This is a genomic window from Kitasatospora sp. NPDC056783 (assembly GCF_042789895.1).
Classification (GTDB): Bacteria; Actinomycetota; Actinomycetes; order Streptomycetales; family Streptomycetaceae; genus Kitasatospora.
The window spans coordinates 1-26957 of the sequence record NZ_JBHUAF010000084.1 but is presented as its reverse complement, the minus strand read 5'-3'; the positions used below and the strand labels follow the sequence as shown (position 1 = coordinate 26957).

The following is a 26957-nucleotide window of genomic DNA, read 5'->3' as shown; positions in this document are numbered from 1 at the left end:
AGTACGACCCAGTACGAGGACGCTTCGCCGGCACGCCCAGCCGGGCGCCCGACGCCGCGCGCTGATCCGACGCGAATTGTGAGACACGGCCTAGGGCCAAACCCTCTCTCTCCGGGAGAGGACCCGGGCCCCCGTCGCCCCGCGGCGGGCGCGACACCTCAGGCCAGCGGGCCGGTGACCCGCTCGACCGCCCGCACCAGCTCGCCGGAGGCGACCAGCGCCGCGGCGGCCTCCAGATCCGGCGAGAGGAAGCGGTCGCGGCCGGCGCCGCCGACCCCGGCCTCCCGGGCGGCGGCCAGCGCGGCCGCGGTGGCCGGGGCGAGCCCGCCGGCCGCGTCGGCCTGCTGACGGATCTCCAGCGCGCGGGCGGCGGCGGTGAGTTCGACGGCCAGGATGCGGCCGAGGTTCGCCACCGCCTGGCGCAGCTTGCGCGCGGCCGACCAGCCCATCGACACGTGGTCCTCCTGCATCGCGGAGGACGGGATCGAGTCGACCGAGGCCGGGACGGCGAGCCGCTTGTTCTCGCTGACCAGCGCCGCCTGGGTGTACTGGGCGATCATCAGGCCGGAGTCGACGCCCGGGTCGTCGGCCAGGAAGGCCGGCAGGCCGTGCGAGCGGGCCTTGTCGAGCAGCCGGTCGGTGCGGCGCTCGGAGATCGAGCCGAGGTCGGCGGCGGCGATGGCGAGGAAGTCCAGCACGTACGCGACCGGGGCGCCGTGGAAGTTGCCGTTGGACTCCACCCGGCCGTCCGGCAGCACCACCGGGTTGTCCACCGAGGCGGCCAGCTCACGCGAGGCGACCAGCCGGGCGTGCGCCAGGGTGTCCCGGCCGGCGCCGGCCACCTGCGGAGCGCAGCGGATCGAGTACGCGTCCTGGACCCGCGGCGCGTCGTCCTGGTGGTGGCCGGTGAGGCCGGAGTCCTTGAGGACGGCGAGCATGTTGGCGGCGCTGAGCGCCTGGCCCGGGTGGGGGCGGATCGGGGCGTGCAGTTCGGGGGCGAGCACCTTGTCGGTGCCGAGCAGCGCCTCCAGGCTCATCGCGGCGGTGATGTCGGCGGTGGTGAAGAGCCGCTGGAGGTCGGCGATGGCCATCACCAGCATGCCGAGCATTCCGTCGGTGCCGTTGATGAGGGCCAGGCCCTCCTTCTCCAGCAGCTCGACCGGCTCGATCCCGGCGGCGGCGAGCAGTTCGGCGGCGGGCTTCTCCACGCCGTCCGGGCCGGTGGCGGTGCCCTCGCCCATCAGGACCAGCGCGCAGTGCGACAGCGGCGCGAGGTCACCGGAGCAGCCGAGCGAGCCGAACTCCCGCACCACCGGGGTGATGCCCGCGTTGAGCAGGGCGGCCATGGTCTCGGCGACCAGCGGCCGGACGCCGGTGCGGCCGGAGGCCAGCGTCTTCATCCGCAGGAACACCAGCGCGCGGACCACCTCGCGCTCGACGGCCGGCCCCATGCCGGCGGCGTGCGAGCGCACCAGCGACCGCTGGAGCTGGGCGCGCAGTTCGGGGCTGATGTGGCGCACGGCGAGTGCGCCGAAGCCGGTCGACACCCCGTAGACGGGGCGCGGCTCGGCCGCGAGGGCGTCGATCCAGGCGCGGGCGGCCGCCATCTCGGCCAGCGCGTCGGGACCGATCTCGACCCGGGCGTTGCCCCGGGCGACGGCCAGCACGTCCTCCGCGCTGACGTCGGCCTTGCCGACCAGGACCAGCGGAGCGTCGGGGGCCACAGCACTGTGCATATCCATATACACCATCACATCAGGTGAATGAAGATATGACAACAGGTGCTCGCCATCCGGATTCTCCCCCCTCCGGACAACCCCCGGGCCCCCGAGCCCCCTCCCCTCCGCTACCTCGTCAGCTCCGCCTCGATCAGGTCCGCCGCCCGGGTGGTGCCGCCCTCGGCCCGGCCGGCCGCGGACAGCTCCCGCAGCCGGTCGGCCACCGCCGGATCGCCGACCAGCTCCAGCAGGGCGGCGCGCAGCGCCTCGGCGGTGGCCTCCCCGGTGTCCAGCCGGCGGGCGACGCCGAGTCCCACCAGGGCGTCCGCGTTGGCGAACTGGTCGGCGGCCTGCGGCACCGCGATCATCGGCACGGCGTGGAACAGTCCCTCGCTGGAGCCGCCCATGCCCGCGTGGGTGACGAACGCGTCCGCCTGGGAGAGCACCGACAGCTGCGGCACCCAGCGGTGCACCTCGACGCCGTCCGGCACCTCACCGAGCTCGGCGAGGTCGGTGTGCCTGCCGACCTGGAGCACGGTGTGCCAGCCCGGCAGCCCGCCGAAGGCCTGCACGCAGGCCCGGTAGAAGGCGGGCCGGTGGGTGAAGGCCGAGCCCAGCGAGACCAGCAGCACCTTCCCGGCACCGGCCGGCCGCCGCCACTCCCCCTGGTGGGCCCGGTCGCCGAAGCAGGGCCCGACGAAGCTGACGCGCCGTTCGTCGACCCGGTCGGCGTTGGGCTGGAGGGCGCGCGGGATCAGCGCGATCGCCCGCTCCGGGCGGCCCTTGAAGGCCTCCACGTCGCGCTGCGCCGCGCCGGCCTCGGCCAGCCAGTCGGCGAACCGGCGGTGGTGCTCGGGCCCGCCGGGGCCGTTGCGGATGGCCTCGAAGACCTCGGCCATCTCCTCCTCGACGCCCTCCCAGCCGACGAAGGCGGGCGACAGCTGCACCACCGGCACCCCCAGCCGCTCGCCGAGCGCCCGCCCGGCGAAGCCCGCGATGTCGCAGAGCACCAGGTCCGGCCGGTCCTCCTCGAACACCTCCAGCAGGACGGGCCACATCGACAGCGCGTCGTCCAGGAACACGTCCTGGATCGCCACCGGGTCCTGCGGCCAGCCGTCCGGGTCGTCGGCGAGCGGCAGCCTCGTCGGGTACGGGACGAAGGCCGCGCCGGTGGACTCGACGGTCTCGCGGAAGGACGGGTCGTTGACGTAGCTGACCCGGTGCCCCCGGGCCACCAGCTCGGCGATCACGGCGAGGCCGGGGTTGACGTGTCCGTGGGCCGGGACGGAGACCATCAGGATGTGTGCGGGGCGGTTCACGGGCACCTCCGGGGACGATGAATGAGACGAGACGTTCCGTCTCGTTGTGTCGAGAGGAGACAATACGTCTCGTCTCGCCATCTCGTCTAGGATTTTCTCCATGACCTCCCGAACCGGCCCCGACCCGGCCCGCCGCAGCGAACGCTCGCGCACCGCCGTCCTCACCGCCGCCGCCGAACTCGTCGCCGAGATCGGCTACGGCAAGCTGACCATCGAGGCGATCGCCGCCCGCGCCGGGGTCGGCAAGCAGACCATCTACCGGTGGTGGCCGTCGAAGGGGGCCGTCGTCTTCGACGCCCTGCTCGCGGTGAGCGAGCACGAGGGCGGCCTCGCCCTCCCCGACACCGGCGACCTCGCCGCCGACCTGCGCGCCGTCCTGCGTCCCACCAGCGACGAACTCGCGGACCCGGACACCGACCGCACCTACCGCGCGCTGGTCGCCGAGATCCTCAACGACCCGGCGCTGCACACCGAGTACCGCACCCGCCTGCTGGACCCACTGCTGGACGTCACCCGCGACCGGCTGCGCGGCGCCCGCGAGACCGGCGAGCTCGCCCCCGACGCCGACCTCGACCTGGCCGTCGAACTCGTCTACGGCCCGCTCTACTACCGCTGGCAGTACCGGCTCGGCCCGCTCACCCACGAGCACGCCGACCGCCTGGTCGACGCCGCGCTACGGGCCCTCGGCCCGTCGGCCACCACCGCCTGAACCGGCGCCCGGACGCCTCAGCCGGCCGGCGGCGAGGCCGGCCCCGCCAGCGCGACCGCCACCAGCGCCCGCAGGGCGCAGGCCGCCTGGCCCAGCGGGAGGGTGGCGTCGTCGGCGAAGAGCTCCACCAGCCAGCCGCCGGCCGGGTTCTGCCCGCCCGCGGCGATCATGCCCCGGTAGCCGGAGACGACGAGCATCGCCTCCTCCGCCGGGTCGTTGCCGGCCGCGCCCGCGCGCAGCGCGAAGGCACCGCCGCGGACGGCGCGCCGGGTCATCGGGTAGTGGCGGAGGTCGAAGACCGCGTCGGGGGCCTCGATCTGGGCCCGCTGGGTCTCGGCGCGGGTGCTGCTGGGGCCGCTGGTCATCCGGTAGACGGCGTGCTGGGCGGTGCGCATCAGGTGGGAGCCGGGCGGGACGTACGAGACCCACCAGCCCACGGCGTCCAGCAGCCGGGCGGAGGACTCGGCGACCACGACCAGCTTGCCGAGGGTGTCCGCCGGGTGGACGGCCCGGCCGGCGGCGGCCTGGTCGAGGGAGGCGAGGACGGCGGTGAGCAGTTGTCCCGGGTCGGCGCTGTGGGCGGCGCCGCGGAACCGCCGCCGGTCGGCCGCCCCGGCGCGCCCGTTCGGCCCGCGCCGCCCGTCCGCCCGGTGGTGCGGGTCGGCGGCGTCGGCGAGCAGCACGGTGGGGTCGGGCGAGAAGCCGGGGCCGTGGCTGCGTCCGGCGACCACGGGGTGGGCGGCCCGGGCGGCCTTGGCCCGGTACTGGGCGGCGTCGGCGAGCCGGAACAGCCGGTCCGGGGTGGTGACCGGCCCGATCGAGTCCCCGGTGGAGGCGACGCCGCAGGCCACGCCCTCGCCCTCGGACAGCGCGAGCGCCCTGGCGCACAGCTCCTCGGCGACGGCGACCACCTCGTCGGCCTTGTGCCCCTCGACGAGCAGGCAGAACTCGTCGCCGCCGAGCCGGGCGGCGAGGCTGCCGGGGAGTTTGGCGGCGGCCAGCGAGAGCTGGTGGGCGAAGCGCTCCAGCAGCCGGTCGCCCATCTCGTGGCCGAGCCGGTCGTTGACCCGCTTCAGGCCGTTGACGTCGCAGACCACCAGTGAGACCACGGTGTTGTCCCGGTTGTGGGCCACCAGCGCGTTCTCCAGCCGGGCGTCGACCGCGCGGCGGTTGGCGAGGCCGGTGAGCGGGTCGGAGAAGGCGAGCTTGCGCAGGTCGGCCAGGCGCTCGGTCTGCGCCAGCCCGGCCGAGACCTGGGCGGCGAGCAGCGTCGCGTAGTCGGCGTCGGCGTCGGTGAACTCGGGCATCCCGGCCGAGCGGGCGAGGTACAGCTCGCCCCAGGCCTGCCCGTGCAGCACGATCGGCGCGACCACGCAGCAGGCCCGCCCGCGCCGGCGCAGCGCGGCGGCGCGTTCCTGGCAGTACGCGCCGGCGGTCGGGTGCGCGTGCCCGGCGTGCGGCTGGCTGTTCTCGGCGCTCTGCAGCCAGGCCCGCGGCAGCCGCCCGGTGGTCCAGCGCTCCTCCAGGTAGGTGACGATCTCGGGGAAGTCGGCGACGGGGTACGACTCGTCCTCGGGCAGTTCCTCCTCGCCCGGGGCGAGTTCGCCGTGGTTGACCAGGACCCGCAGCCGGCCGGACTCGCGGTCCCAGACCGAGACGGCCGCCATGGTGGCTCCGAGCGCCTCGGTGGCCCGGGCGGCGGCGGCCCGGACGGCCTCCAGCGGGGTGAGCGCGGCGGCCATGTCCTGGGCCAGCTCGACCACGGACTGCAGCCGCAGGTCGGGCAGCGGGTCGGGGTGCCGCGGACCGCCGCGGTCGCAGTCGTGGCCGCGGTCCATCATGATCGCCTCACTGCTCACCGACTCGCCTCGCTCCCTGTGCTCGGTCCTGCCGGACCCCCGTCGACCGGCCCCGTCGGACGACCGCACCCGACCGGCCGCTTGCACCAAGACTAGGGCGATTTCGTTGGGTTATGCCCTGTTTGCCCGGAAGGACCCTCAGTAGACGGTACGGGTTTCAACCGTTCGATGCCCGGAACGCCGCACTGCCCACGGGAAACGTCTCCACGGCGAGGCACGCCCACGGGTTCCTCCACCACGGACGTCTTCCCCTGGTACCGGCCACCACCCGCCCGTCACCCGCCATGACCGGCCCGTGCGACGGACCGCCCCGGGCCCCGTGCGACGGACCGCCCCGGGCCCCGCGCTACTCGGCCTTCAGCCGCCGGGTGAGCAGCCACGGCTCGACCAGCCCGAGGCCCCGCACCGGTCTGCGCCACATCGGCTGGAGGTGGAACCGGGCCCCCGCGTCCGGACCCGGCATCGGCAGCCCGGAGGCGGGCATCCCGGCCGCGACCGACAGCGCCTCGGCCAGGCCCGGCCCCTCCGACTCGGCCGGGGCGACACTGCCGTTCTGCTCCAGCGCGGCGGCGAACTCACCGTCGATCAGCACCGCGTCCTTGGGCGCGATCGAGGTGAGCCGGCTGGCCAGGTTGACGGTGGTGCCGAAGACGTCGCCCATCCGCGAGGTGACCGTGCCGAAGGCCATGCCGACGCGCAGCGGCGGGATGGTGTCCTCCTCGGTCAGCGCCTCGATCAGGCTGAGCGCGATCTCGGCGGCGGTCGCCGGGTCCTCGGAGACGTAGAGGATCTCGTCGCCGAGCGTCTTGATCACCCGCCCGCCCTGACCGGCGATCAGGTCCGAGCAGGTGTTCTCGAAGGTCTCGACCAGCTCGCCGAGTTCCTCCTCCTCCAGCCGCCGGGACAGCCGGGTGAAGCCCACCAGGTCGGCGAAGCCGACGGCGAGCCGACCGCTGGTGATCTCGTTGTCCTCGGCGGCCTGCACCACCCGGCCGGTGACCGCCGCCAGCTGGCGCCGCCAGACGTACACCAGGAACTGCTCCAGCTCCGGCAGCAGCAGCTCGACCAGCGGGTACGCGACGTCGGCCCGGGTCAGACCGGGCTCGGCGGACTGGGTGAGGTTCTCCAGGAAGGTGTCCATCTGCCAGCCGGCCAGCCGGGCCGTGGTCTGGCCGGTGGAGCGGGCCACCTGGATCGCCATCGACTCGCTGAGCAGCCCGGACTCGACCAGGCCGGCCAGCCGCCGCAGCGCGATCACGTCGCCGTCGGTGAGCGCCCGGGACTGGCCGATGTCGGGGAAGCCCATGGCCCGCCAGAACCGGGTGGCCAGCTCCATCGGGACGTCGGCGGCGCGCGCGGCCTGGTACGGGGTGTAGCGGCGTGGCGCGTCCAGGATCAGGCGTTCCAGTTCCAGCGCGACCGTGGGGTCGTCGCTGCCCGCCGTCGCGCCGCCGCTGCCGTCCTCTGCCACCGGTCCGTCCCCGTGCGGTCGCCGCACTCGCCTCGTGTCCTACCTGTCCGGGCGCGCCGTCCGCCACCCGGGCGGGCAGTGGCGCGCCTCACACCGCTGCCAGGTGGAATGTTCGCACGGAATCGTCGGATCCGGGGCATCAGCCCGGGTCAAGGGGAGGTGAAGAGTGCCGTTCAGCGGGGCTCGGGGCGCACGTGGACGACGTCCCCCGCGCCGACCGCCCGGCGTGCGCCGTCGGGCGTGCGGACCACCAGGCGGCCGTCCCCGTCCACCGCCACCGCCTCGCCGACCAGTTCGCGGTCGCCCGGCAGGTGCACCTTCACCCGGCGGCCGAGCGTGCTGCAACGGTCCGCGTAGGCGCGCAGCAGGTCGCTGGTGTGCGGGTCGCCGGCGGCGGCCGTCCACTCCCGGTACAGCACGGCGAACTCGCGCAGCAGGGCGCGCAGCAGGGTCCCCCGGTCGGTGGTCGCGGCGTCGGCCAGGGCGAGCGAGGCCGCGGTGGGGACGGGCAGTTCCGCGGCGCGCAGCGAGACGTTCAGGCCCATGCCGACCACCACCGCGCCGCCGGCCAGCTCGGTGAGGATGCCGCCGAGCTTGCGCTCCGCGCCGTCGATCTCCACCTGGAGGTCGTTGGGCCACTTCAGCCCGACCTCGACCCCGGCGACCCGGCCGAGCGTGCCGGCCGCGGCCACCCCGGCCAGGATCGGCAGCCAGCCGTAGCGTTCGACCGGCACCTCCTCGGGGCGCAGCAGGACGGACAGGAACAGCCCGGAGCGGGCCGGGGCGGTCCACTGCCGGTCCATCCGGCCGCGTGCGGCGCTCTGCGCCTCGGCCACCAGCACCGCGCCCTGCCCGGCGCCCGCCCTGGCCCGGTCGGCGAGGTCGCTGTTGGTGGAGCCGGTCTCGGCGACGACGTCCAGGGAGGTCCACAGGCCGCCGGGGACCAGCAGGTCGCGGCGCAGCGCCACCTCGTCCAGCGGCGGACGGTCCAGGTCGGTCCAGGGCGACGGTCCGGCGTGGCCGAAGCCGCGCAGTCCACTGCGGCGGGGGGTCTCGGATGCGGTCATGGTGTCGAGCCTAGGGGGCTGTTCCCCCGGCCGCGCCCCAGGCCGCAGTCCGCACCATCGTCCCGCAGAACGCGGCCGGACACACTGTGTCGAGGGCCATAACGCCAGGACGTGCCGGATCGCCCTCCGCGCTGGCTACGCTACCCAGCGGTAGTTCGTAGCGCCGCCCTGCCCTCCTGCGCGGGCCCACCACCCGGCCCCGCGCGTACTCGAACAGGTCGCGGCCATGGATCAGGGAGAGCCACCGGATGACCGAGGCCCCGTACGACCCCCACACCACCGCGGGCAAGCTCGCCGACCTGCGGCGCAGGCTCGACGAGGCGGTGCACTCCGGCTCCACGAAGGCCGTGGAGAAGCAGCACGCCAAGGGCAAGCTGACCGCCCGTGAGCGGGTCGTGGAACTGCTGGACGAGGACTCCTTCGTGGAGTTCGACGAGTTCGCCCGGCACCGCTCGACCAACTTCGGCCAGGAGAAGGTCCGCCCGTACGGCGACGGCGTGGTGACCGGCTACGGCACCGTGGACGGCCGCCAGGTCGCCGTGTTCGCCCAGGACTTCACCGTCTTCGGCGGCTCGCTCGGCGAGGTCTTCGGCGAGAAGATCGTCAAGGTCATGGACTTCGCGCTGAAGACCGGCTGCCCGGTCATCGGCATCAACGACTCCGGCGGCGCCCGGATCCAGGAGGGCGTGGTCTCGCTCGGCCTCTACGGCGAGATCTTCCGCCGCAACGTGCACGCCTCGGGCGTCATCCCGCAGATCTCGCTGATCATGGGCCCGTGCGCGGGCGGCGCGGTGTACTCCCCCGCGATCACCGACTTCGTGGTGATGGCCGACCGGACCTCGCACATGTTCATCACCGGCCCGGACGTCATCAAGACCGTCACCGGCGAGGACGTCGCGATGGAGGAGCTGGGCGGCGCGCGCACCCACAACACCAAGTCCGGCAACGCCCACTACCTGGCCGCGGACGAGAAGGAGGCGATCGAGTACGTCAAGAGCCTGCTGTCGTACCTGCCCTCCAACAACCTGAGCGACCCGCCGTCCTACCCCGAGCGGGCCGACCTCACGGTCACCGACGAGGACCTCGAACTCGACACCATCGTGCCGGACTCGGCGAACCAGCCGTACGACATGCGCCAGGTGATCGAGCACATCGTCGACGACGGCGAGTTCCTGGAGACCCAGCCGCTGTACGCGGGCAACATCATCACCGGCTTCGGCCGGGTCGAGGGCCAGTCCGTCGGCATCGTCGCCAGCCAGCCGATGGACCTGGCCGGCTGCCTGGACATCAACGCCAGCGAGAAGGCCGCCCGCTTCATCCGCACCTGCGACTCCTTCAACGTCCCGGTGCTGACCTTCGTGGACGTGCCCGGCTTCCTGCCCGGCACCGAGCAGGAGTGGGACGGCATCATCCGGCGCGGCGCCAAGCTGATCTACGCCTACGCCGAGGCCACCGTCCCGCTGATCACCGTGATCACCCGCAAGGCCTTCGGCGGCGCGTACGACGTCATGGGCTCCAAGCACCTGGGCGCGGACCTCAACCTGGCCTGGCCGACGGCGCAGATCGCCGTGATGGGCGCGCAGGGGGCGGTCAACATCCTGCACCGCCGGGAGATCGCCGAGGCCGAGGCGACCGGCACCGCCGAGGAGAAGCGGGCCGAGCTGATCGCCTCGTACGAGGACACCCTGCTGAACCCGTACCTGGCGGCCGAGCGCGGCTACGTGGACGCGGTGATCGCGCCGAGCGAGACCCGCCGGCACATCGTGCGCGGCCTGCGGGCGCTGCGCGGCAAGCGCGAGGTGCTGCCGCCGAAGAAGCACGGCAACATCCCCCTGTAGGCCCCGTCCCTGTCGGGAGAGAACCAGCCATGTCCCCGATCCACGTGCTGCACGGGCAGCCGACCCCCGAGGAGCTGGCCACCGTCCTGGCGGTGGTCCAGTCCCGGGCCGCCGCCGAGCAGGCCGCCGCCGAGGCGGCGCGCCTGACCGGTGCCGGCCCGGCTTCCCCCTGGAACGACCGCGCCCGGCTGCTCCGTCCCGCCGTCCACCCGGGCGCCAACGCCTGGCGGACCTCGGGCTGGGCGCGCTGAAGTCCCGGTGCGGAGCGGGAAGTCGGCCCCGCCGACGTCCCGCTCCGCGCCTTCGGAGATCGCTCCGCCCGGAACCTGAGTACGGATACTCAGGCGCCCGCACCCCCGCACGACGCACTCTGGACGGGTGCTCTGGTCAGACCCCCGCGACGAGCCCTCGCCCGAGGCCCGTCGGATGCAGCAGCGGATGCAGCGGGCCGGCCGGGTGCTCGCCGCGCTGGCGCTGGTGGGCGCCGTGCTGGTGATGATCGCCCGCTCGTTCACCTGAGCCGTTCGGCTGAATCGTTCCTCCGGGCCGTTCACCCGAATGGCGGACACCGGCACCCCCTACCCTGGTGGGCATGACCGACCAGCGCGCCCTTGTCCTCGCCTCCGCCTCCCCCGCCCGCCTCGGGCTGCTGCGCCAGGCGGGCCTCGACCCGCGCGTGGTGGTCAGCGGCGTCGACGAGGACGCGATCACCGCCGCCACCCCCGCCGAACTCGCGCTCGTCCTGGCCGAGGCCAAGGCGAAGGCCGTCGCCGCCGAGCTCTCCGACGGCGAGCTGGTGATCGGCTGCGACTCCGTCCTGGAGCTGGACGGCCAGGCCCTCGGCAAGCCCGCCGACGCCACCGAGGCACTGGCCCGCTGGCGGTCGATGCGCGGGCGGGCCGGCGTGCTGCGCACCGGCCACTGCGTGATCGACACCGCGACCGGCCGGCAGTCCTCGGCCACCGCCTCCACCACCGTCCGCTTCGGCACCCCGGACGACGCGGAGATCGCCGCGTACGTGGCCTCCGGCGAACCGCTGCACGTGGCCGGGGCGTTCACCCTGGACGGCCGTTCGGCGCCGTTCGTCGACGGCATCGACGGCGACCCGGGCAACGTCATCGGCCTCTCCCTGCCGCTGCTGCGCCGGCTGCTCGCCGACCTGGGCGTCCGCATCACCGATCTGTGGGCCAACTGACCTGCCGCACCGGGCGATCGCCCCTCTAAGCTGACCGCGTCCGATCCGGGGGAGGAACGCGGCAGATGAACGACAGCGTGCTCAACGTGCTGCTCGGCCTGGTGGCCAGCGCCATCAGCGCAGGTCTCGGCTGGCTGGCCCAGGCGCTGCGCCGGCGCCGCAGGATCGAGCGGGTGCGGGCCTTCTTCGGGCTGCCGAGCGGCGGCGAGTGCCTGATCGTGGTGCCGCGCAGCATCGGGGCGGGCTCGCACGCGAACACCGTGACCCGGCGCGACGCCTACGCGCTGATGTGGCTGGCCGGGCTGGTCGAGGAGTGCGGGGCGCGGCCCGAGCTGGTCGCCCACGACGCCGCGCACCGCGGACTGGGCACCAAGACCGAGCTGTGCCTGGGCGGTCCGGTGTCCAACGAGCGGATGGCCGCGCACCTGGCCTGGGGCCTGCCCGGCGCCCACGTCACCTCGGGGCCGGGCCCGGGCAGCAACGTGATCGTGGTGGGCGGGCACGACTACACCGCCGACCACGACCGGGCGCACACCCTGCTCGCCCGGATCGCCACCCCGGACGGCGGCCGCCCGGTGTTCCTGGTCTCCGGCCAGACCGGCACCGCCAACCAGGCGGGCGTCCGCTACCTGGTCTCCCACCACCGCGAACTCGCCCGGACGTACGGGCGGAACGGCACCTTCGCGCTCGTCCTGCGGGTGGTCGATCCGGAGGCGTACGGGCCGGACATGGTCGAGCTCGTGGCCGATGTGACGGCCGAGGCACTGGAACGGCCGGGCGCCCGCTCCGTCGCCGCTTGAACGGTCCGCGCGAGAGTGTGGCCCATGCCACCGTCCCGCCACGCCGCCGCCCGGCGGGCCGCCGCGGCCCGGGTGCTCCGACCGCACCCGCGCCGACCAGCGGCGTCGTCCGCGCGTCCGTCCGCCGGGCCGGGAAACGCATCACCCAGCGTGTGGGATAGTTCACAACCTGGGGCTACTCGCCGGTACCGCCCAGGAATCCATAAACTCGACGAGGTTCAAGAAGGGAGCCACAGTGCGCAAGGTGCTCATCGCCAACCGCGGGGAAATCGCCGTCCGCGTCGCCAGGGCCTGCTCGGACGCCGGTATCGCCAGCGTCGCCGTCTACGCCGAGCCGGACCGGGATGCGCTGCACGTCCGCGCGGCCGACGAGGCTTACGCGCTGGGCGGTGACACTCCCGCCACCAGCTACCTGGACATCGCCAAGGTCCTGAAGGCGGCCGCCGACTCCGGCGCCGACGCCGTCCACCCCGGTTACGGGTTCCTGTCGGAGAACGCCGAGTTCGCCCAGGCCGTCCTCGACGCGGGTCTGATCTGGATCGGCCCGCCGCCGCAGGCCATCCGCGACCTCGGCGACAAGGTGACCGCCCGCCACGTCGCCCAGCGGGCCGGTGCCCCGCTGGTGGCCGGCACCCCCGACCCGGTCGCGGGCGCCGACGAGGTCATCGAGTTCGCGCGGGAGCACGGCCTGCCGGTCGCCATCAAGGCGGCCTTCGGCGGCGGCGGACGCGGCCTCAAGGTCGCCCGCACGCTGGACGAGATCCCCGAGCTGTTCGAGTCCGCGGTGCGCGAGGCGGTCGCCGCGTTCGGCCGCGGCGAGTGCTTCGTCGAGCGCTACCTGGACAACCCGCGGCACGTGGAGACCCAGTGCCTGGCCGACAAGCACGGCAACGTGGTGGTCGTCTCCACCCGTGACTGCTCGCTCCAGCGCCGCCACCAGAAGCTCGTCGAGGAGGCGCCCGCGCCGTTCCTGACCCCCGAGCAGAACGCCGAGCTGTACCGGGCGTCCAAGGCCATCCTGAAGGAGGCCGGCTACGAGGGCGCCGGGACCTGCGAGTTCCTGGTCGCGCTGGACGGCACGATCTCCTTCCTGGAGGTCAACACCCGTCTCCAGGTGGAGCACCCGGTCACCGAGGAGGTCACCGGCCTCGACCTGGTCCGCGAGATGTTCCGGATCGCCGACGGCGAGGAGCTCGGCTACGGCGACCCCGAGGTCCGCGGCCACTCCTTCGAGTTCCGCATCAACGGCGAGGACCCGGGCCGCGGCTTCCTGCCCGCGCCCGGCACCGTGACGCTGTTCGCCCCGCCGTCCGGCCCGGGCGTGCGCCTGGACTCCGGCGTGGAGACCGGCTCGGTCATCGGCCCGGCCTGGGACTCGCTGCTGGCCAAGCTGGTCATCACCGGCCGGGACCGCAAGCAGGCCCTGGAGCGGGCCCGCCGCGCGCTGTCCGAGTTCAAGGTGGAGGGCATGGCCACCGCCATCCCGTTCCACCGGGCGGTCGTCACCGACCCGGCGTTCGCGCCCGAGGTCCACGGCGGCGACGGGCCGTTCGAGGTCTACACCCGGTGGATCGAGACCGAGTTCGACAACACCATCCCGCCGTTCGCCGGCGCGGCCGGTGACGGCGAGGAGGCCGAGACCCGGGAGACCGTGGTGGTCGAGGTCGGCGGCAAGCGGATCGAGGTCTCGCTGCCGTCCTCGCTGGGCGTCGCGACGGCCCCTGCGGCCGGTGCCGCGGGTGCCGCCAAGGCCAAGCGCCGGGTGGGCGCCAAGAAGGCCGGCTCGTCCGTCAGCGGCGACACCCTGGCCTCGCCGATGCAGGGCACCATCGTCAAGGTCGCCGTCGAGGAGGGCCAGGTCGTCGCCGAGGGCGAGCTGATCGTGGTCCTGGAGGCGATGAAGATGGAGCAGCCGCTGAACGCCCACAAGGCGGGCACCGTCGTCGGCCTCAAGGCCGAGGTCGGCGCGAGCGTCAGCAGCGGCGCCGCGCTGTGCGAGATCAAGGACTGACCCGTCCCTGATCCCCGGACCGGTCCGTACGCCCTTCGGGGGTGTGCGGACCGGTTCCGTCGTCCGCGGGCCTTCCACGGGTCGCGGGGCCGGGGGTCGTACGGGCTTCAGCGCCCACCGCGCGGCAGGCCCATCTCGGCCAGCCTGGTCGGCATCCCGCCCGGGCCGGCCGGCCCGCCGTGCGCGCCGGGGCGGCGCTGGCCGGGCAGCGGGGCGCCGCCGGGGGGCGGGCCACCGCGCCGGGCCATCGGGCCGGGCTGGGTCTGGTGGACCGGGCCGCTGCCGGTGCCGTGCACCGGGGCGTCCCCGCCCGGGCCGCCCAGCGGGGCGAGGTCGACCTGCACCCCGCAGTCGGCGAGCGCGTCCAGCTCGCGGGCGGTCCCGTCGTCCGCGGCGGCCTGCTCGTCGGTGACCAGGCGGGTGATGGTCTCGGTGGCGACGGTCTGGAACATGCCGGCCGCGCCGAGCTTGGTGTGGTCGGCGAGGACGATCACCTCGGCGGCCGCCAGCACCATGGCCCGGTCCACGCTCGCGGACAGCATGTTCGCGGTCGACAGGCCGCGCTCGGCCGTCAGCCCGCTGCCGGAGATGAAGGCCTTGTTGACCCGCAGCCCCTGGAGCGACTGCTCCGCGCCGCTGCCCACCAACGCGTAGTTGGAGCCGCGCAGGGTGCCGCCGGTCATCACCACCTCGACCCGGTTGGCGTGTGCCAGCGCCTGGGCGACCAGCAACGAGTTGGTGACCACGGTCAGTCCCGGCACCCGGGCCAGCCGGCGGGCCAGTTCCTGGGTGGTGGTCCCGGCCCCCACCACCACCGAGTCCCCCTCCTCCACCAGGGCGGCGGCGGCGTCCGCGATGGCGCTCTTCTCCGCCGCGGACAGGTGGGTCTTCTGCGGGTAACCGGGTTCGCGGCTGAAGCCGCCGGGGAGCACCGCGCCGCCGTGCCGGCGGTCGAGGAGCCCTTCTGCCTCCAGCGCCCGCACGTCACGGCGCACGGTCACTTCGGAGGTCTGGACGACGCGGGCCAACTCCCGGAGCGAGACGGCTCCGTTGGCGCGCACCATTTCGAGGATCAACTGGCGACGTTCTGCAGCAAACACAGAACTGACGGTAACCTGCGTGACCGTCTGCTTTCAGGCGTTTCCAGCTAGTAGCGGGAATTGCTCACGCCCGAGCGGCGCGTGACCGTAGAATACGCGCCGCCGATGACCCGGAACCGCGCCCGCCGTCCGGGTGACGGCCATGCCCGCGCGAAGGGCGGCCGCCGGTCGGCAGCCGCCCTCAACTGCGCGCCGGAGGCTCAGGATTCGCCTTCGGCCCGCTTGCGGATGTGCAGCTGCCGGGCGGCCTCGGCGGTCGAGCCGGAGACGGACGGGTAGACGGTGAAGGCACTGGCCACCTGTTCGACCGTCAGATTGGCGTCCACCGCGAGCGAGATCGAGTGGATCAGCTCGCTGGCGCGCGGGGCGACGACCACGCCGCCGACCACGATGCCGGTGCCGGGGCGGCAGAACAGCTTCACGAAGCCGTCCCGGATGCCCTGCATCTTCGCCCGCGGGTTGCCGCGCAGCGGGAGCTTGACCACGACGGCGTCCATCTTGCCGCACTCCACGTCGGCCGCGGTGTAGCCGACGGTGGCGATCTCCGGGTCGGTGAAGACGTTGGAGGCCACGGTCTTGAGGTTCAGCGGCTGCACCGCGTCACCGAGCGCGTGGTACATCGCGATCCGGCCCTGCATGGCCGCCACCGAGGCGAGCATGAAGACGCCGGTGCAGTCACCGGCCGCGTACACGCCGGGGGCGCTGGTGCGGGAGACCCGGTCGACCTGGATCTGGCCCCAGTCGTTGAGCTTGACCCCGGCCTCCTCCAGGCCCATCTCGGAGGTGTTGGGGATCGAGCCGACCGCCATCAGGCAGTGGGTGCCCTCGATGACCTTGCCGTCGGCCAGCATGACCTCGACCCGGTCGCCGATCCGCTTGACGCTCTCGGCCCGCGAACGGCCCATCACGTTCATGCCGCGGCGGCGGAAGACGTCCTCCAGCACCTCGGCGGCGTCCGGGTCCTCGCCCGGCAGCACCCGGTCGCGGCTGGACACCAGGGTCACCTTGGAGCCGAGCGCCTGGTACGCGCCGGCGAACTCGGCGCCGGTCACACCGGAGCCGACCACGATCAGCTCGCGGGGCAGCTCCTCCAGGTCGTACACCTGGGTCCAGGTGAGGATCCGCTCGCCGTCCGGCTGGGCGTCCGGCAGCTCGCGCGGGTGGGCGCCGGTGGCGATCAGCACGGCGTCGGCGCGCAGCGACTGCACGGTGCCGTCGGGCGCGTCCACCAGCACCTCGCGGGAGCCGTCCACGGCCTGCCCGCCGCCGCCGAGCCGGCCGCGGCCGCGCAGCACGGTCACGCCGGCCCGGGTGACGGACTGGGTGATGTCGTGGGACTGCGCGATCGCCAGGCGCTTCACGCGCCGGTTGACCTTGCCCAGGTCCACGCCGATCACCCGGGCCGCCTGTTCGACCGGCGGAGTGTCATCCGCGACCAGGATGCCGAGTTCCTCGTACGAGCTGTCGAAGGTGGTCATCACCTCCGCGGTCGCGATCAGCGTCTTCGACGGAACGCAGTCCGTGAGCACCGCCGATCCACCCAGACCGTCGGTGTCGACGACGGTCACCTCCGCGCCGAGCTGTGCGGCGACCAGGGCCGCCTCGTAGCCGCCGGGTCCGCCACCGATGATCACGATCCGAGTCACGTTCCCCATTGTCCCGCACGCCCGGAGCGCCGCCACGCCGGGGTCCTGGCTTCCGTACCTTCGTCCAGTCGCCCCGGCCCGCCCGCCACCCCGGCTACGCTGGCCCCCATGCCCCTTTACGCCGCGTATGCCACCAACCTCGATGCCCGGCAGATGACCCGCCGCGCCCCGCACTCCCCGCTGCGCGGCACGGGATGGCTGGACGGCTGGCGGCTCACCTTCGGCGGCGAGCAGCTCGGCTGGGAAGGCTCGCTGGCCACCGTGGTCGAGGACGAGAAGGACCGGGTCTTCGTCTCGCTGTACGACGTCGCGCCGATGGACGAGGAGGGCCTGGACCGCTGGGAGGGCGTCCAGCTCGGCATCTACCGCAAGATCAAGCTGCGGGCGCAGACCCTGGACGGGGACATCCAGGTCTGGACGTACGTGCTCAACGACTACGAGGGCGGCCTGCCCGCGGCCCGCTACCTCGGCCTGATCGCCGACGCCGCGGAGAGCGCCGGCGCCCCGCACGACTACGTGCTGGACCTGCGCCACCGCCCCTGCTGACCGCTCAGGGGCGCGGCCCCCAGGCGACCGCGGTGTCCGCCAGCACCCCGGCCACCGCCGCGCGCCGGGCCGGCTCGGTGCGCAGCCCGTTGCCCAGCTCGACGTGCAGCCACGGCACCCCGACGCCGGCCGCGAACCGGCCCTCGACGTTGGTGGTGCCGCCCAGCTGCCCGCACTTCTCCCGCCAGGCCCGGCAGACCGCGTACCCGTTCCGGGTCAGCCCGGTGGCGGTGAGTTCGGCGGCCGTCCCCGGCTGACCGGCGCCGGGCGAGACCACCGCGTCCTGCCCGGGGAGGCTGCCCTCGTCGAAGCCGTGCACCTGGATGCCGGGCACCCCGCGCCCGGCGAGCGCCTCGACCACGGCGGCGAAGACGGTGTCGGTGCGGTGCGCGACGTCCGAGGAGCCGTCCGCCCCGGCCCGGCGGTGCGCCCCGGCGAGCACCAGCACCCCGCCCGGCGCGGCCCGGAACACGTCCACCCCGAGCGCCTCGGTGCGGGCGTCCGACACCGGGTGGGGCACCTGCACGGACCAGGCCGAGCGGGCCGAGAGGTCCAGGTAGACCCGGCCCCAGCCGCGGTCCGACTCCGCCGCGGCGTCGGCCAGCTCGGCCACCCGGCGGCCGGTGACGGCCTCGGTGAACTCGGTGCGCCGGTAGCCGACCCGGGCCAGCGCGCGGTCCGCCTGCTCGGTCTGCCCGTCGAGCAGCCCGAGGACGCCGTCGGCCAGCGCCCGGCGCTGCGCGGCGTCCGGCGCGGTGTACGGGCCGCCGGGCGCGAAGTCCCCGGTGAACCCGTCCACCCGGGCCGCCAGGTCCACCGGGGCCGGACCGGCGGGCGTCGTCCCGGGCACCTGGGCCGTCCGGGACGGCTCGGCCGTCCGCGGCCGCTCGGCCCGGCCGCGCGCGGCCAGGGTCAGCACCCCCGCGAGCGCCGCCAGCACCAGCAGCACCGCCACGGGCAGCAGCAGCGAGCGTCGCGAACCCCGAATCTCCATGGCGGACGAACCTACCCTGCCGGTCGCGAGGACCATGATCCACAGTCGCGCCGAACAGATCTCCATCAAAGAGACACCCGTCGGAGACCGGTTCGTGACAACTTTTCCGAATCCTCTTCGTACGCTGAGGCGGCTTGACCAGCTCTTGATCACTGCTTGACCGAGAAGGCCGGCTGCGGACCTCCCGGAACGGGCGGCCCCGGGCCCGGAGGAGAACGAGGCCCCTGTGAGCGGCACGGCACCCACTTCGCCGCGGCAGCACCGCTCCCGCCGCCGGGCCGACATGCCACTGCTCGGAGGCATCCGTCCCCCCATCGCGCTGCTGCTGGTGCTGCTGCTCGCCGTCGCCGCGATCACCGCCCTGGCCGTCGGCGGACTGCGCGTCGACGACACCCCGCAGGCCGTCCGGGAGTCCCACCAGTACGCCGCCGAGGACACCGCCGCCTCGCTGCGCGCCGGACTGCACGAGAGCGCCACCGACCTGCGCCGGGCCGCCGCCCGCTACGAGAGCGCCCCCGCGGAGCCCGCCGAGGTGCTGAGCGCGCTCGGCCAGGCGTACCACAAGTGGCGCGGCACCGTGATGGTCCGCCCCGACACCGGCCGGCTGCTGGCCGCCCGCGGCGAGACCGTCCCGCTGGCCGGACTGGACCTCACCAAGGTCACCGACACCGCTCCCGCGCCCCTGCTGGTGCCCTCCACCACCGGCACCCGGCTGCTCACCTTCGCGCTGGTCGCCACCAAGGCCGACGGCCGCGCGCTGCTGGTCGCCTCCGACAACCTGCGGCTGCCCGGCATCGCCACCCGCAAGGAACAGACCATCCAGGTCCTGGACACCACCGGCGCCGTCCTGGACACCACCGGCGCCGCGCTGGACGCCGAGGCCGACCGCAAGGTGGTCGCCGCCGCCCGCGAGCGCGCCGCCCGGGAACGCCCCGTCCCCGGCGAGACGGCCTCCGGCAGCCTGACCGGCGGCGCGGACGGCAAGGGCGCGCGCCGGGTCGCCGGCTGGGCCGCCGTCGCCAACCCCGACGGGCGCGACCTGGCCGCCCCGCTCGGCCTCACCGTGGTCTCCACCAGCTCCGTCGACGGCAAACCCGGCAGCCTGCGCCACCCCATGCTCGGCCTGGCCGCCGCCGGCGCCCTGCTCGTCCTCGCCCTGCTGCTCGCCTGGTACCTGAGCCGCAGCCTCCAGCGCCCGCTGCTGCGGCTGTTCCTGGAGTCCCGCAGGCTCACCCGCGGCGAGCGGCTGGAGCAGCCCGTACGGGGCCCGAAGCGCGGCGAGTCGGCCCGGATCGCCCGCGCGCTGGAGGAGCTGCGGCTCCAACTGCGCGACCCGGCCCGCCGGCCGGGGCGGGCCCCGGCCGCGAAGCGCCGCCCCGGCACCGCGCTGCCGCTCGCGCTCTGCGCCGTCCTGGTGCTCGGCTGGTCCGTCCCGCTGATGTTCCTCGGCGGCAACGACTCCGGCGTCCGGGTGCCCGCCCAGGTGGTGGCCGGCCAGCGCGACCGCACCGACACCGCCGCCGACCGGATCCGCCAGGCACTCAACGAGGGCTACGCGGACCTGCGTTCGCTCGCCCCCTCGCTCACCGACGCCTCCGTCGGCAAGGCCGAGAACCTGCTGCGCGCCACCCTCGCCGAGCACGACCGCTACCGCGCGCTCTACGTCCTCGGCGCGAACGGCGAGGTGCTCGCCCGGGCCGGCGAGACCCCGCACCGCACCGGCCCGGAGGCGCTCGGCGCGAGCGGCGTGCTGCTGCTCAACAGCTCCGGCAAGGAGCCCCGGATCGCCGCCCGGATCGCCCTGACCGCCGCCCCGGCCGACGCCGAGGCGGACACCGGCAAGGAGGGCGCCCCGGAGCCCAAGGGCCCGGTGGTGGTCGGCGAGTTCAAGACCGACTTCCTCGGCTCGCTGCTGGTGCGCCCCGGCCTCGGCCGGGTCTGGCTGGTCGACGACCGCCAGCGGGTGCTGGCCGCCAACGAGGGCTACAGCTCCTTCGGCGACCTGCCGGACGACCGGGCGCGCAAGGTCCTGGCCACCGCCAAGAAGTCCGCCGCGGCCGACGTGCTGCGCGACGGGGGCGACCCTGCCCTGCTCGCCGCGGCCCCGCTCGGCGGCAACGGCAGCGTGGCCAAGCTCGGCTGGTCCGTGGTCACCGCCCACCCGGTGGCCTGGCTGCACCTGGACCAGAACCGGGCCGACCGGCGGGTGGTGCTGGCCGGCATGCTCGGCCTGACCGCCGCCGCGCTCTGTCTCGGCTGGCTGTTCATCGCCGTCGGCCTGCCGCTGCGCCGGCTCGCCGCGAGCGCCGAGGCGCTGGCCGCCGGCGACCGCCGCACCGTGCTCTACCCCGTCCACCACGACGAGGTCGGGGCCGTCGCCCGCAGCCTGGAGCTGATCCGCCAGGAGCTGGTCCGCGCCGAACAGGCCGAACGCACCGTCCGCAGGCCGTCCGCACCCACCGCCCCCACCACCCCGGCCGACCCGGCCACCACCGCAACCGCCCGCTGAGCCCCCGCCCGAAGGACCTCCCGTGCTCTTCCTCTACGTCGTGCTGCTGGTGTGCTGCACCGTGCTGCTGGTGGCCGGCATCGTCGAGCAGCGCCGGCACTTCACCGCCCTGGACCAGATCCCGACCCGGGTGCTGGTCAACGGCATCCGCGGCAAGAGCTCGATCACCCGGCTGTGCGCGGGCGCGCTGCGCGGCGGCGGGCTCGTGACGGTCGCCAAGACCACCGGCACCGCGGCCCGGTTCATCCACCCGGACGCCACCGAGGAGCCGGTCTACCGCAAGTTCGGCATCGCCAACGTGGTGGAGCAGATCGGCATCGTCCGCCGGGCCGCCACCTACCGGCCGGACGCCCTGGTCATCGAGTGCATGGCCGTCATGCCGGCGCTCCAGGAGGTCAACCAGACCAAGCTGATCCGGTCCACGATCGGCGTGCTGTGCAACGTCCGCGAGGACCACCTCGCCGAGATGGGCCCCACCCTGGACGACGTCGCCCGCTCGCTGTCCCGCTCGATGCCGGTCGGCGGGGTGTGCGTGACCGCCGAGCAGGAGCGCGCGCACATCCTGCGCGAGGAGGCGGCCAAGCGGGACTGCCGGCTGATCGTGGTGGACCCGGAGTCGGTCACCGACGAGGAACTGCGCGGCTTCAGCTGGTTCACCTTCAAGGAGAACGTGGCGATCGCCCTCGCCGTCGCCGAACTCCTGGGCGTGGAGCGGCAGACCGCCCTCCAGGGCATGTGGGCGGCCCCGCCGGACCCGGGCGTGCTCTCCGTCGAGCGCTACCGCACGGCGGACGGCAAGCGGCTGCGCTTCGCCAACGTCTTCGCCGCCAACGACCCCGAATCCACGCTGATGAACGTCCGCCAGCTGGAGGACCTCGGCGCGATCCACCGGCCGCTCAGCGTGGTGATCAACTGCCGCCCCGACCGGGTGGAGCGCAACGGCCAGATGGGCCAGATCGTCCCGGACCTCGACCCGGAGACGGTCTTCCTGATCGGGCACCCCACCAAGAGCGCCCGCGACGGCATCCCGGCCGGCTGGTCGGGCCGGGTGGTCGACCTCGGCGGCGACCGGCGCGACCCGGACCGGCTCACCGCCGAGCTGCTGGCCGAACTCGGGCCGGACTCCTCGCTGGTGGCGGTCGGCAACATCCACGGCCAGGGCGAACTGTTCCTGGAGGAGCTGGCCCGGCTGGAGCCCGACGAGGACGGCGAGGCACCGGAGTTCGCGTACCACGAGCCCGAGCCGCTCTACCCGGAGCCGGACTACGACGACCCGGCGTACGTCGAACCCGCCCACGCCGAACCGGCCTACGGGCAGAGCCCGTACCCGGACCAGGCCTACGGCACACCGGCGTACGGCGCGCCGCCCTACGCGGACCCGGGGTACGCGGACCCGGGGTACGGCCACCAGCCGGCCTACGCCGACCCCGGCTACGTCCAGCCCGGCCACGTCGACCCCGGCTATGTGGACCCCGGCTACGACAGCCCCGGCTACGCCCAGCCCGGCCACGTCGACCCCGGCTACGCCCGACCGGCCCCCGCCCCCGTCTACCGCCCCGAACCGATCCCCGACTCCTGGTACGACCCCCACCACCGCACGACCCCCTACGGAGACCAGCAGTGATCCCCACCGAGCTCACCCCCGAGATCGCCGCCATCGGCATCGCGCTCGGCCTGGTCTTCTCGCTGGTCTGCTACCTGACCACCAACCTGTCCCCCGGCGGCATGATCACCCCCGGCTGGCTGGCCCTCACCCTGGTCGAGGACCTCCAGCGGGTGGCCATCGTGATCGGCGTGACGGTGCTGACCTACCTCGCCACCCGGGTCGTCCAGAAGCTGGTGATCCTGTACGGCAAGCGGCTGTTCGCCGCCGTGGTGCTGATCGGCGTGCTGCTCCAGGCGACCGTGATGCTGGTCCTCCAGCACCAGCTGCCCACCCTCTACGCCAACCAGACGCTCGGCTTCATCGTCCCCGGCCTGATCGCCTACCAGCTGGTCCGTCAGCCCAAGGCGGCCACCCTGATGGCCACCAGCACGGTGACGCTCGCCAACTACGTCGTGCTGACCGCCGGGGTGCTGCTCGGCGCCCTGCCCGGCACCTGATCCCGGGGAGCCTCCATGCCCGTCACCCGCAAGTCCCTGCTCAGCGGCGGCCTCGCCGTGACCCTGCTGGCCGCCAGCGGCTACCTCACCGTCCAGCTGCGCGACCGCGACCGGCAGCCGTCGGCCGGCAGCGGCGCGCCGCTGATCGCCGCCCCCACCGCCGCCGGGACGACCGCGCCCGCCGACTACCGCTACGAGCGGCTGACCGGGCCGGACCGCACGGTGGTCCGGGACGGCCACGGCGGCGTGGTCGCCACGCTGACCGACAACGCCCGCACCGCCGTGCTCACCGGCCCCGGCCGCACCTTCGCCGAACCGGAGACCACCACGGCGAAGGTGGTGACCGACACCTGGGTCCGGCTGATGCCCCAGCCCTGGAAGCCGGGCGCCGAGACGGAGGCGTGGTTCCGCACCTGGTTCCAGCAGTCGCTCGGCTCCACCGCCGAGGACGTCCTGGCGGTGGCGACCCAGTACATGAACGGCGCACCCGCCGAGAAGGACGCCAAGGGCGTGCGCTTCAAGGGCGACGCCTCCTTCGGCCCGCTCAACCCGAACGGTTCGGTCGGCAACGACCTGCGGCTGGAGCAGACCGACTTCTTCGACTACCTCGGCATCCCGTACACGTTCGCGGACAAGGTGACCAAGCAGCCCGACAAGACCCGCTACGGCGGCTTCGACTGCTCGGGCTTCGTCCGGATGGTGTACGGCTACCGCTCGGGCTACCCGATGCTCTCCAAGGACGTCGCCGGCCCCGGCCTGCCGCGCACCGCCAACGGCTTCGCCCGGGTCGGCCCCGGCGTCCCGGTGATCCCGCTGCTCACCGCGCCCGGCTCGGACACCACCCTGCGCCCGACCTCGCTCGACCCACTGCAACCCGGTGACCTGGTGTTCTTCGAGATCGACGCGCGCACCGGCGCCCGGCTCGACCACATCGGCATCTACCTGGGCCTGGACACCGACGGCCACCCCCGGTACATCTCCAGCCGGGAGGAGGCGGACGGCCCGACGTTCGGCGACAAGGGCGGCACCTCCCGGCTCGACGACAACGGCATGTACGCGAAGGGGCTGCGCAACGCCAAGCGGCTCTGAGCCCGGCGGACGGCGGACGGTGTCCGGCGCCGGACACCGTCCGTGCCGGAACCGACGGCCCGAACCGACGGCCCGAACGGCCCGGGACGGCCCCGAACGGCCCGGAAACACCGCCGCGCAGTGTTTTCGGGTCAACCGGGTAACGATCCGGCACGCCCACGCGGAATTTCTACGCGCGTAGCCGAATCCCGTCTATCCTCGGACCCGTGAACGCATCTCCTCAGTCGGTCGTGTCCGCCGACCCCTACGCCGCCGCCCAGGCCGCCGCCGAGCGCCTGCGCGAGCTGACCGGTGCCGAGCGGCACGACGTCGCCCTGGTGATGGGCTCCGGCTGGGTGCCGGCCGCCGACGCCCTGGGTGAGACCGTGGCCGAGTTCCCGGTCACCGACCTCCCGGGCTTCCCCGCCCCCTCCGTCGCCGGCCACGCCGGCAAGATCCGCTCGGTGAAGATCGGCGACAAGCGCGCCCTGATCTTCCTCGGCCGCAACCACTACTACGAGGGCCACGGCGTCGCCACCGTCGTCCACGGCGTGCGCACCGCCGCCGCGGCCGGCTGCGGGATCATCGTGCTCACCAACGGCTGCGGTGGCCTGCGCCAGAGCTGGGCGCCCGGCCAGCCGGTGCTGATCAGCGACCACATCAACCTGACCGCGGACTCCCCGATCGTCGGCGCCAACTTCGTCGACCTCACCGACCTCTACTCCAAGCGCCTGCGCGCGCTCTGCCACGAGGTCGACCCGACCCTGGACGAGGCCGTCTACGTCCAGTTCCGCGGCCCGCACTACGAGACCCCGGCCGAGGTCAACATGGCCCGGGTGATCGGCGGCGAGCTGGTCGGCATGTCCACCACCCTGGAGGCCATCGCCGCCCGCGAGGCCGGCAGCGAGGTGCTCGGCATCTCCCTGGTCACCAACCTGGCCGCCGGCATCACCGGCGAGCCGCTCAACCACGAAGAGGTCCTGGAGGCCGGCAAGGCCTCCGCCGAACGCATGGGCGAGCTGCTGGCGAAGGTCCTTGAGCGGATCTGACACCCGCCGGGCGCAGAATCATGAGTGACGGGGCCCACGGGCGGCGTGATCCGCTGATCACGCCATCCCGTGGGCCCCTCCGCATGCGCGCACCCCTCTTCCTCCCCCGCTCTTCCTTCCTCACTTGCGCGGATCCTCCGGCCGACACCCCGACGCACTTCCCGATGGAGCTGGCATGACGCAGGCACTTCACCCCGACCTCCTCGCCCGGGCCCGGACCTGGCTGGCCGAGGACCCCGACCCGCAGACCCGCGAGGAACTCACCGCGCTGCTGGTCCGGGCCGAGGCCCCGGAGGTCGAGACCGACGGCAAGCTCGCCTGGGCGGAGCTCGCCGAGCGCTTCGCCGACCGCCTCCAGTTCGGCACCGCCGGCCTGCGCGGCGAACTCGGCGCCGGCCCGATGCGGATGAACCGCGCCGTGGTGATCCGGGCCGCGGCCGGCCTGGTCGCGTACGTGAAGCAGCAGCGGCTGGGCGACCTGGTCGTGATCGGCTACGACGCCCGCCACAAGTCGTACGACTTCGCCCGCGACACCGCCGCCGTGGTGGTCGGCGCCGGCCTGCGCGCCGCGCTGCTGCCGCGCCCGCTGCCGACCCCGGTGCTCGCCTTCGCCGTCCGCCACCTGGGCGCGGCCGCCGGCGTCACCGTCACCGCCAGCCACAACCCGCCGCAGGACAACGGCTACAAGGTCTACCTGGGCGACGGCTCGCAGATCGTCCCGCCGGCCGACGCCGGGATCGCCGCCGAGATCGACGCGATCGGCTCGCTGGACGAGGTCCCGCGCGCCGAGGAGGGCTGGGAGGTGCTCGGCGAGGAGGTCGTCGAGGCGTACCTGGCCCGGGCCGTCTCCATCGTGGACGAGCACAGCCCGCGCGACCTGGAGGTGGTCTACACCCCGATGCACGGCGTCGGCCGCGACACCCTGGTCGCCGCCTTCCGCCGGGCCGGCTTCCCCGCCCCCACCGTGGTCGCCGAGCAGGCCGAGCCCGACCCGGACTTCCCGACCGTGGCCTTCCCCAACCCGGAGGAGCCGGGGGCGATGGACCTCGCCTTCCGCACCGCCGCCTCGGTCGGCCCGGACATCGTGATCGCCAACGACCCGGACGCCGACCGCTGCGCGGTGGCCGTCCCGGTCAACGGCAACGCGGCGGGCAGCGGCAACGGCACCTCCGGCTGGCGGATGCTGCGCGGCGACGAGGTCGGCGCGCTGCTCGGCTCGGCCCTGGTCGCGAAGAAGGCCGAGGGCACCTTCGCCACCACCATCGTCTCGGCCACCCTGCTCGGCCGGATCGCCGAGGCCGCGGGCCTGGGGTACGCCGAGACGCTGACCGGCTTCAAGTGGATCTCCCGCGCCGAGGGCCTGCGCTACGGCTACGAGGAGGCGCTCGGCTACTGCGTCGACCCGCAGGGCGTCCGGGACAAGGACGGCATCACCGCCGCCCTGCTGGTCGCCGAGCTCGCCGCCACCCTCAAGAAGTCCGGCCGCACCCTGTCCGACCTGCTGGACGACCTGGCGCTGGAACACGGCCTGCACGCCACCGACCAGCTCTCCGTCCGGGTCCAGGACCTCTCGCTGATCGCCGACGCCATGCGCCGCCTGCGCGAGCGGCCGCCGACCGTCCTGGCCGGCCTCCGGGTCACCCGCGCCGACGACCTGGCGGCCGGCTCCGCCGAGCTGCCGCCCACCGACGGGCTGCGCTACCACCTGGCCGGCGAGGCCGTCCGCTCCGCCCGGATCGTGGTCCGCCCCTCCGGCACCGAGCCCAAGCTCAAGTGCTACCTGGAGGTCGTCCTCCCGGTCACCACCGCCGCCGACCTGGCCGCCACCCGCGAGGCCGCCGCCGAGCTCCTGGCCGGCATCAAGCGGGACCTCGCCGAGGCCGCGGGCCGGACCGCCGACCTCCTCGGGCGGCCCCATGGCGAGGATCGCCTCCCAGGTCTCGGCCATCGTCATC

21 protein-coding genes and 1 pseudogene are annotated in these 26957 nt (G+C 74.2%); 14 read left to right on the top strand and 8 right to left on the bottom strand.

The window, feature by feature from the left end:
- Positions 1 to 158: 158 nt before the first annotated feature.
- Entirely contained in the window at positions 159 to 1736 is a 1578-nt protein-coding gene (gene hutH, locus ACFRMQ_RS15350; RefSeq protein WP_380730938.1) for a histidine ammonia-lyase, read from the bottom strand.
- Positions 1737 to 1846: 110 nt separating this feature from the next.
- A complete protein-coding gene (locus ACFRMQ_RS15345; protein WP_380730940.1) occupies positions 1847 to 3013 on the bottom strand; it encodes a macrolide family glycosyltransferase in 1167 nt (388 codons plus the stop codon).
- A gap of 124 nt (positions 3014 to 3137) precedes the next feature.
- Here ACFRMQ_RS15345 and ACFRMQ_RS15340 point away from each other — a divergent pair, with 124 nt between their 5' ends.
- Entirely contained in the window at positions 3138 to 3746 is a 609-nt protein-coding gene (locus ACFRMQ_RS15340; RefSeq protein WP_380730937.1) for a TetR/AcrR family transcriptional regulator, read from the top strand.
- A gap of 608 nt (positions 3747 to 4354) precedes the next feature.
- Here the strand turns inward: ACFRMQ_RS15340 and ACFRMQ_RS15335 are convergent.
- The 3 genes and pseudogenes from ACFRMQ_RS15335 to ACFRMQ_RS15325 form a co-directional block, all read right to left on the bottom strand.
- A pseudogene (locus ACFRMQ_RS15335) lies at positions 4355 to 5488 on the bottom strand (diguanylate cyclase domain-containing protein); the annotation flags it as partial.
- 463 nt (positions 5489 to 5951) lie between these two features.
- Positions 5952 to 7076, bottom strand: coding sequence for an adenylate/guanylate cyclase domain-containing protein (locus tag ACFRMQ_RS15330; protein WP_380730936.1), 1125 nt, complete (start codon positions 7074 to 7076; stop codon positions 5952 to 5954).
- A gap of 173 nt (positions 7077 to 7249) precedes the next feature.
- Positions 7250 to 8143, bottom strand: coding sequence for a biotin--[acetyl-CoA-carboxylase] ligase (locus ACFRMQ_RS15325; RefSeq protein WP_380730935.1), 894 nt, complete (start codon positions 8141 to 8143; stop codon positions 7250 to 7252).
- Positions 8144 to 8391: 248 nt separating this feature from the next.
- Between ACFRMQ_RS15325 and ACFRMQ_RS15320 the strand changes: the two genes are divergently transcribed.
- The 6 genes from ACFRMQ_RS15320 (at position 8392) to ACFRMQ_RS15295 (ending at position 13987) form a co-directional block, all read left to right on the top strand.
- A complete protein-coding gene (locus tag ACFRMQ_RS15320) occupies positions 8392 to 9981 on the top strand; it encodes an acyl-CoA carboxylase subunit beta (RefSeq protein ID WP_380730934.1) in 1590 nt (529 codons plus the stop codon).
- A gap of 29 nt (positions 9982 to 10010) precedes the next feature.
- Positions 10011 to 10232 carry an acyl-CoA carboxylase subunit epsilon gene (locus ACFRMQ_RS15315; protein WP_380730933.1) on the top strand — a complete coding sequence of 74 codons (222 nt, stop codon included), beginning with the start codon at positions 10011 to 10013 and terminating at the stop codon, positions 10230 to 10232.
- A gap of 127 nt (positions 10233 to 10359) precedes the next feature.
- Positions 10360 to 10500 carry a morphogenic membrane protein MmpB gene (gene mmpB / locus ACFRMQ_RS15310; protein ID WP_380700291.1) on the top strand — a complete coding sequence of 47 codons (141 nt, stop codon included), beginning with the start codon at positions 10360 to 10362 and terminating at the stop codon, positions 10498 to 10500.
- 73 nt (positions 10501 to 10573) lie between these two features.
- A complete protein-coding gene (locus tag ACFRMQ_RS15305; RefSeq protein ID WP_380730932.1) occupies positions 10574 to 11176 on the top strand; it encodes a nucleoside triphosphate pyrophosphatase in 603 nt (200 codons plus the stop codon).
- A 65-nt stretch (positions 11177 to 11241) separates the two neighbouring features.
- Positions 11242 to 11976, top strand: a complete 735-nt coding sequence (locus tag ACFRMQ_RS15300) for a hypothetical protein (RefSeq protein ID WP_380730931.1) — start codon at positions 11242 to 11244, stop codon at positions 11974 to 11976.
- A 235-nt stretch (positions 11977 to 12211) separates the two neighbouring features.
- Positions 12212 to 13987 (top strand): acetyl/propionyl/methylcrotonyl-CoA carboxylase subunit alpha, encoded by a 1776-nt coding sequence (locus tag ACFRMQ_RS15295; RefSeq protein WP_380730930.1) that lies wholly within the window; start codon positions 12212 to 12214, stop codon positions 13985 to 13987.
- A gap of 107 nt (positions 13988 to 14094) precedes the next feature.
- Here the strand turns inward: ACFRMQ_RS15295 and ACFRMQ_RS15290 are convergent, their stop codons facing one another.
- Together ACFRMQ_RS15290 and ACFRMQ_RS15285 are read right to left on the bottom strand one after the other, a co-directional pair.
- Positions 14095 to 15051, bottom strand: coding sequence for a DeoR/GlpR family DNA-binding transcription regulator (locus ACFRMQ_RS15290; protein WP_380730939.1), 957 nt, complete (start codon positions 15049 to 15051; stop codon positions 14095 to 14097).
- 236 nt (positions 15052 to 15287) lie between these two features.
- A complete protein-coding gene (locus tag ACFRMQ_RS15285; protein ID WP_380730929.1) occupies positions 15288 to 16742 on the bottom strand; it encodes an NAD(P)H-quinone dehydrogenase in 1455 nt (484 codons plus the stop codon).
- 99 nt (positions 16743 to 16841) lie between these two features.
- Here ACFRMQ_RS15285 and ACFRMQ_RS15280 point away from each other — a divergent pair, with 99 nt between their 5' ends.
- On the top strand, positions 16842 to 17279 hold the full coding sequence (locus ACFRMQ_RS15280; RefSeq protein WP_380730928.1) for a gamma-glutamylcyclotransferase: 438 nt from the start codon (positions 16842 to 16844) through the stop codon (positions 17277 to 17279).
- Positions 17280 to 17283: 4 nt separating this feature from the next.
- On the opposite strand, the gene ACFRMQ_RS15275 is transcribed toward ACFRMQ_RS15280, so the two are convergent.
- Positions 17284 to 18273, bottom strand: a complete 990-nt coding sequence (locus tag ACFRMQ_RS15275) for a hypothetical protein (protein WP_380730927.1) — start codon at positions 18271 to 18273, stop codon at positions 17284 to 17286.
- 226 nt (positions 18274 to 18499) lie between these two features.
- Between ACFRMQ_RS15275 and ACFRMQ_RS15270 the strand changes: the two genes are divergently transcribed.
- From ACFRMQ_RS15270 to ACFRMQ_RS15245, 6 genes are all read left to right on the top strand, one after another.
- Entirely contained in the window at positions 18500 to 20782 is a 2283-nt protein-coding gene (locus tag ACFRMQ_RS15270) for a HAMP domain-containing protein (RefSeq protein WP_380730926.1), read from the top strand.
- Between the two features lie 22 nt (positions 20783 to 20804).
- Positions 20805 to 22406, top strand: coding sequence for a poly-gamma-glutamate synthase PgsB (gene pgsB, locus ACFRMQ_RS15265; RefSeq protein ID WP_380730925.1), 1602 nt, complete (start codon positions 20805 to 20807; stop codon positions 22404 to 22406).
- The gene (locus tag ACFRMQ_RS15260; protein ID WP_380730924.1) at positions 22403 to 22885 is read left to right on the top strand and encodes a poly-gamma-glutamate biosynthesis protein PgsC/CapC; all 483 of its coding nucleotides are present in this window, start codon (positions 22403 to 22405) and stop codon (positions 22883 to 22885) included. Before pgsB ends, ACFRMQ_RS15260 begins: the two co-directional genes overlap by 4 nt.
- 15 nt (positions 22886 to 22900) lie before the next feature.
- The gene (locus tag ACFRMQ_RS15255) at positions 22901 to 23974 is read left to right on the top strand and encodes a C40 family peptidase (RefSeq protein WP_380730923.1); all 1074 of its coding nucleotides are present in this window, start codon (positions 22901 to 22903) and stop codon (positions 23972 to 23974) included.
- A gap of 206 nt (positions 23975 to 24180) precedes the next feature.
- Entirely contained in the window at positions 24181 to 25002 is an 822-nt protein-coding gene (locus ACFRMQ_RS15250) for a purine-nucleoside phosphorylase (protein WP_380730922.1), read from the top strand.
- A gap of 175 nt (positions 25003 to 25177) precedes the next feature.
- Positions 25178 to 26957 (top strand): phospho-sugar mutase (locus tag ACFRMQ_RS15245; protein WP_380730921.1); only part of this gene is annotated, 1780 nt, incomplete at its 3' end.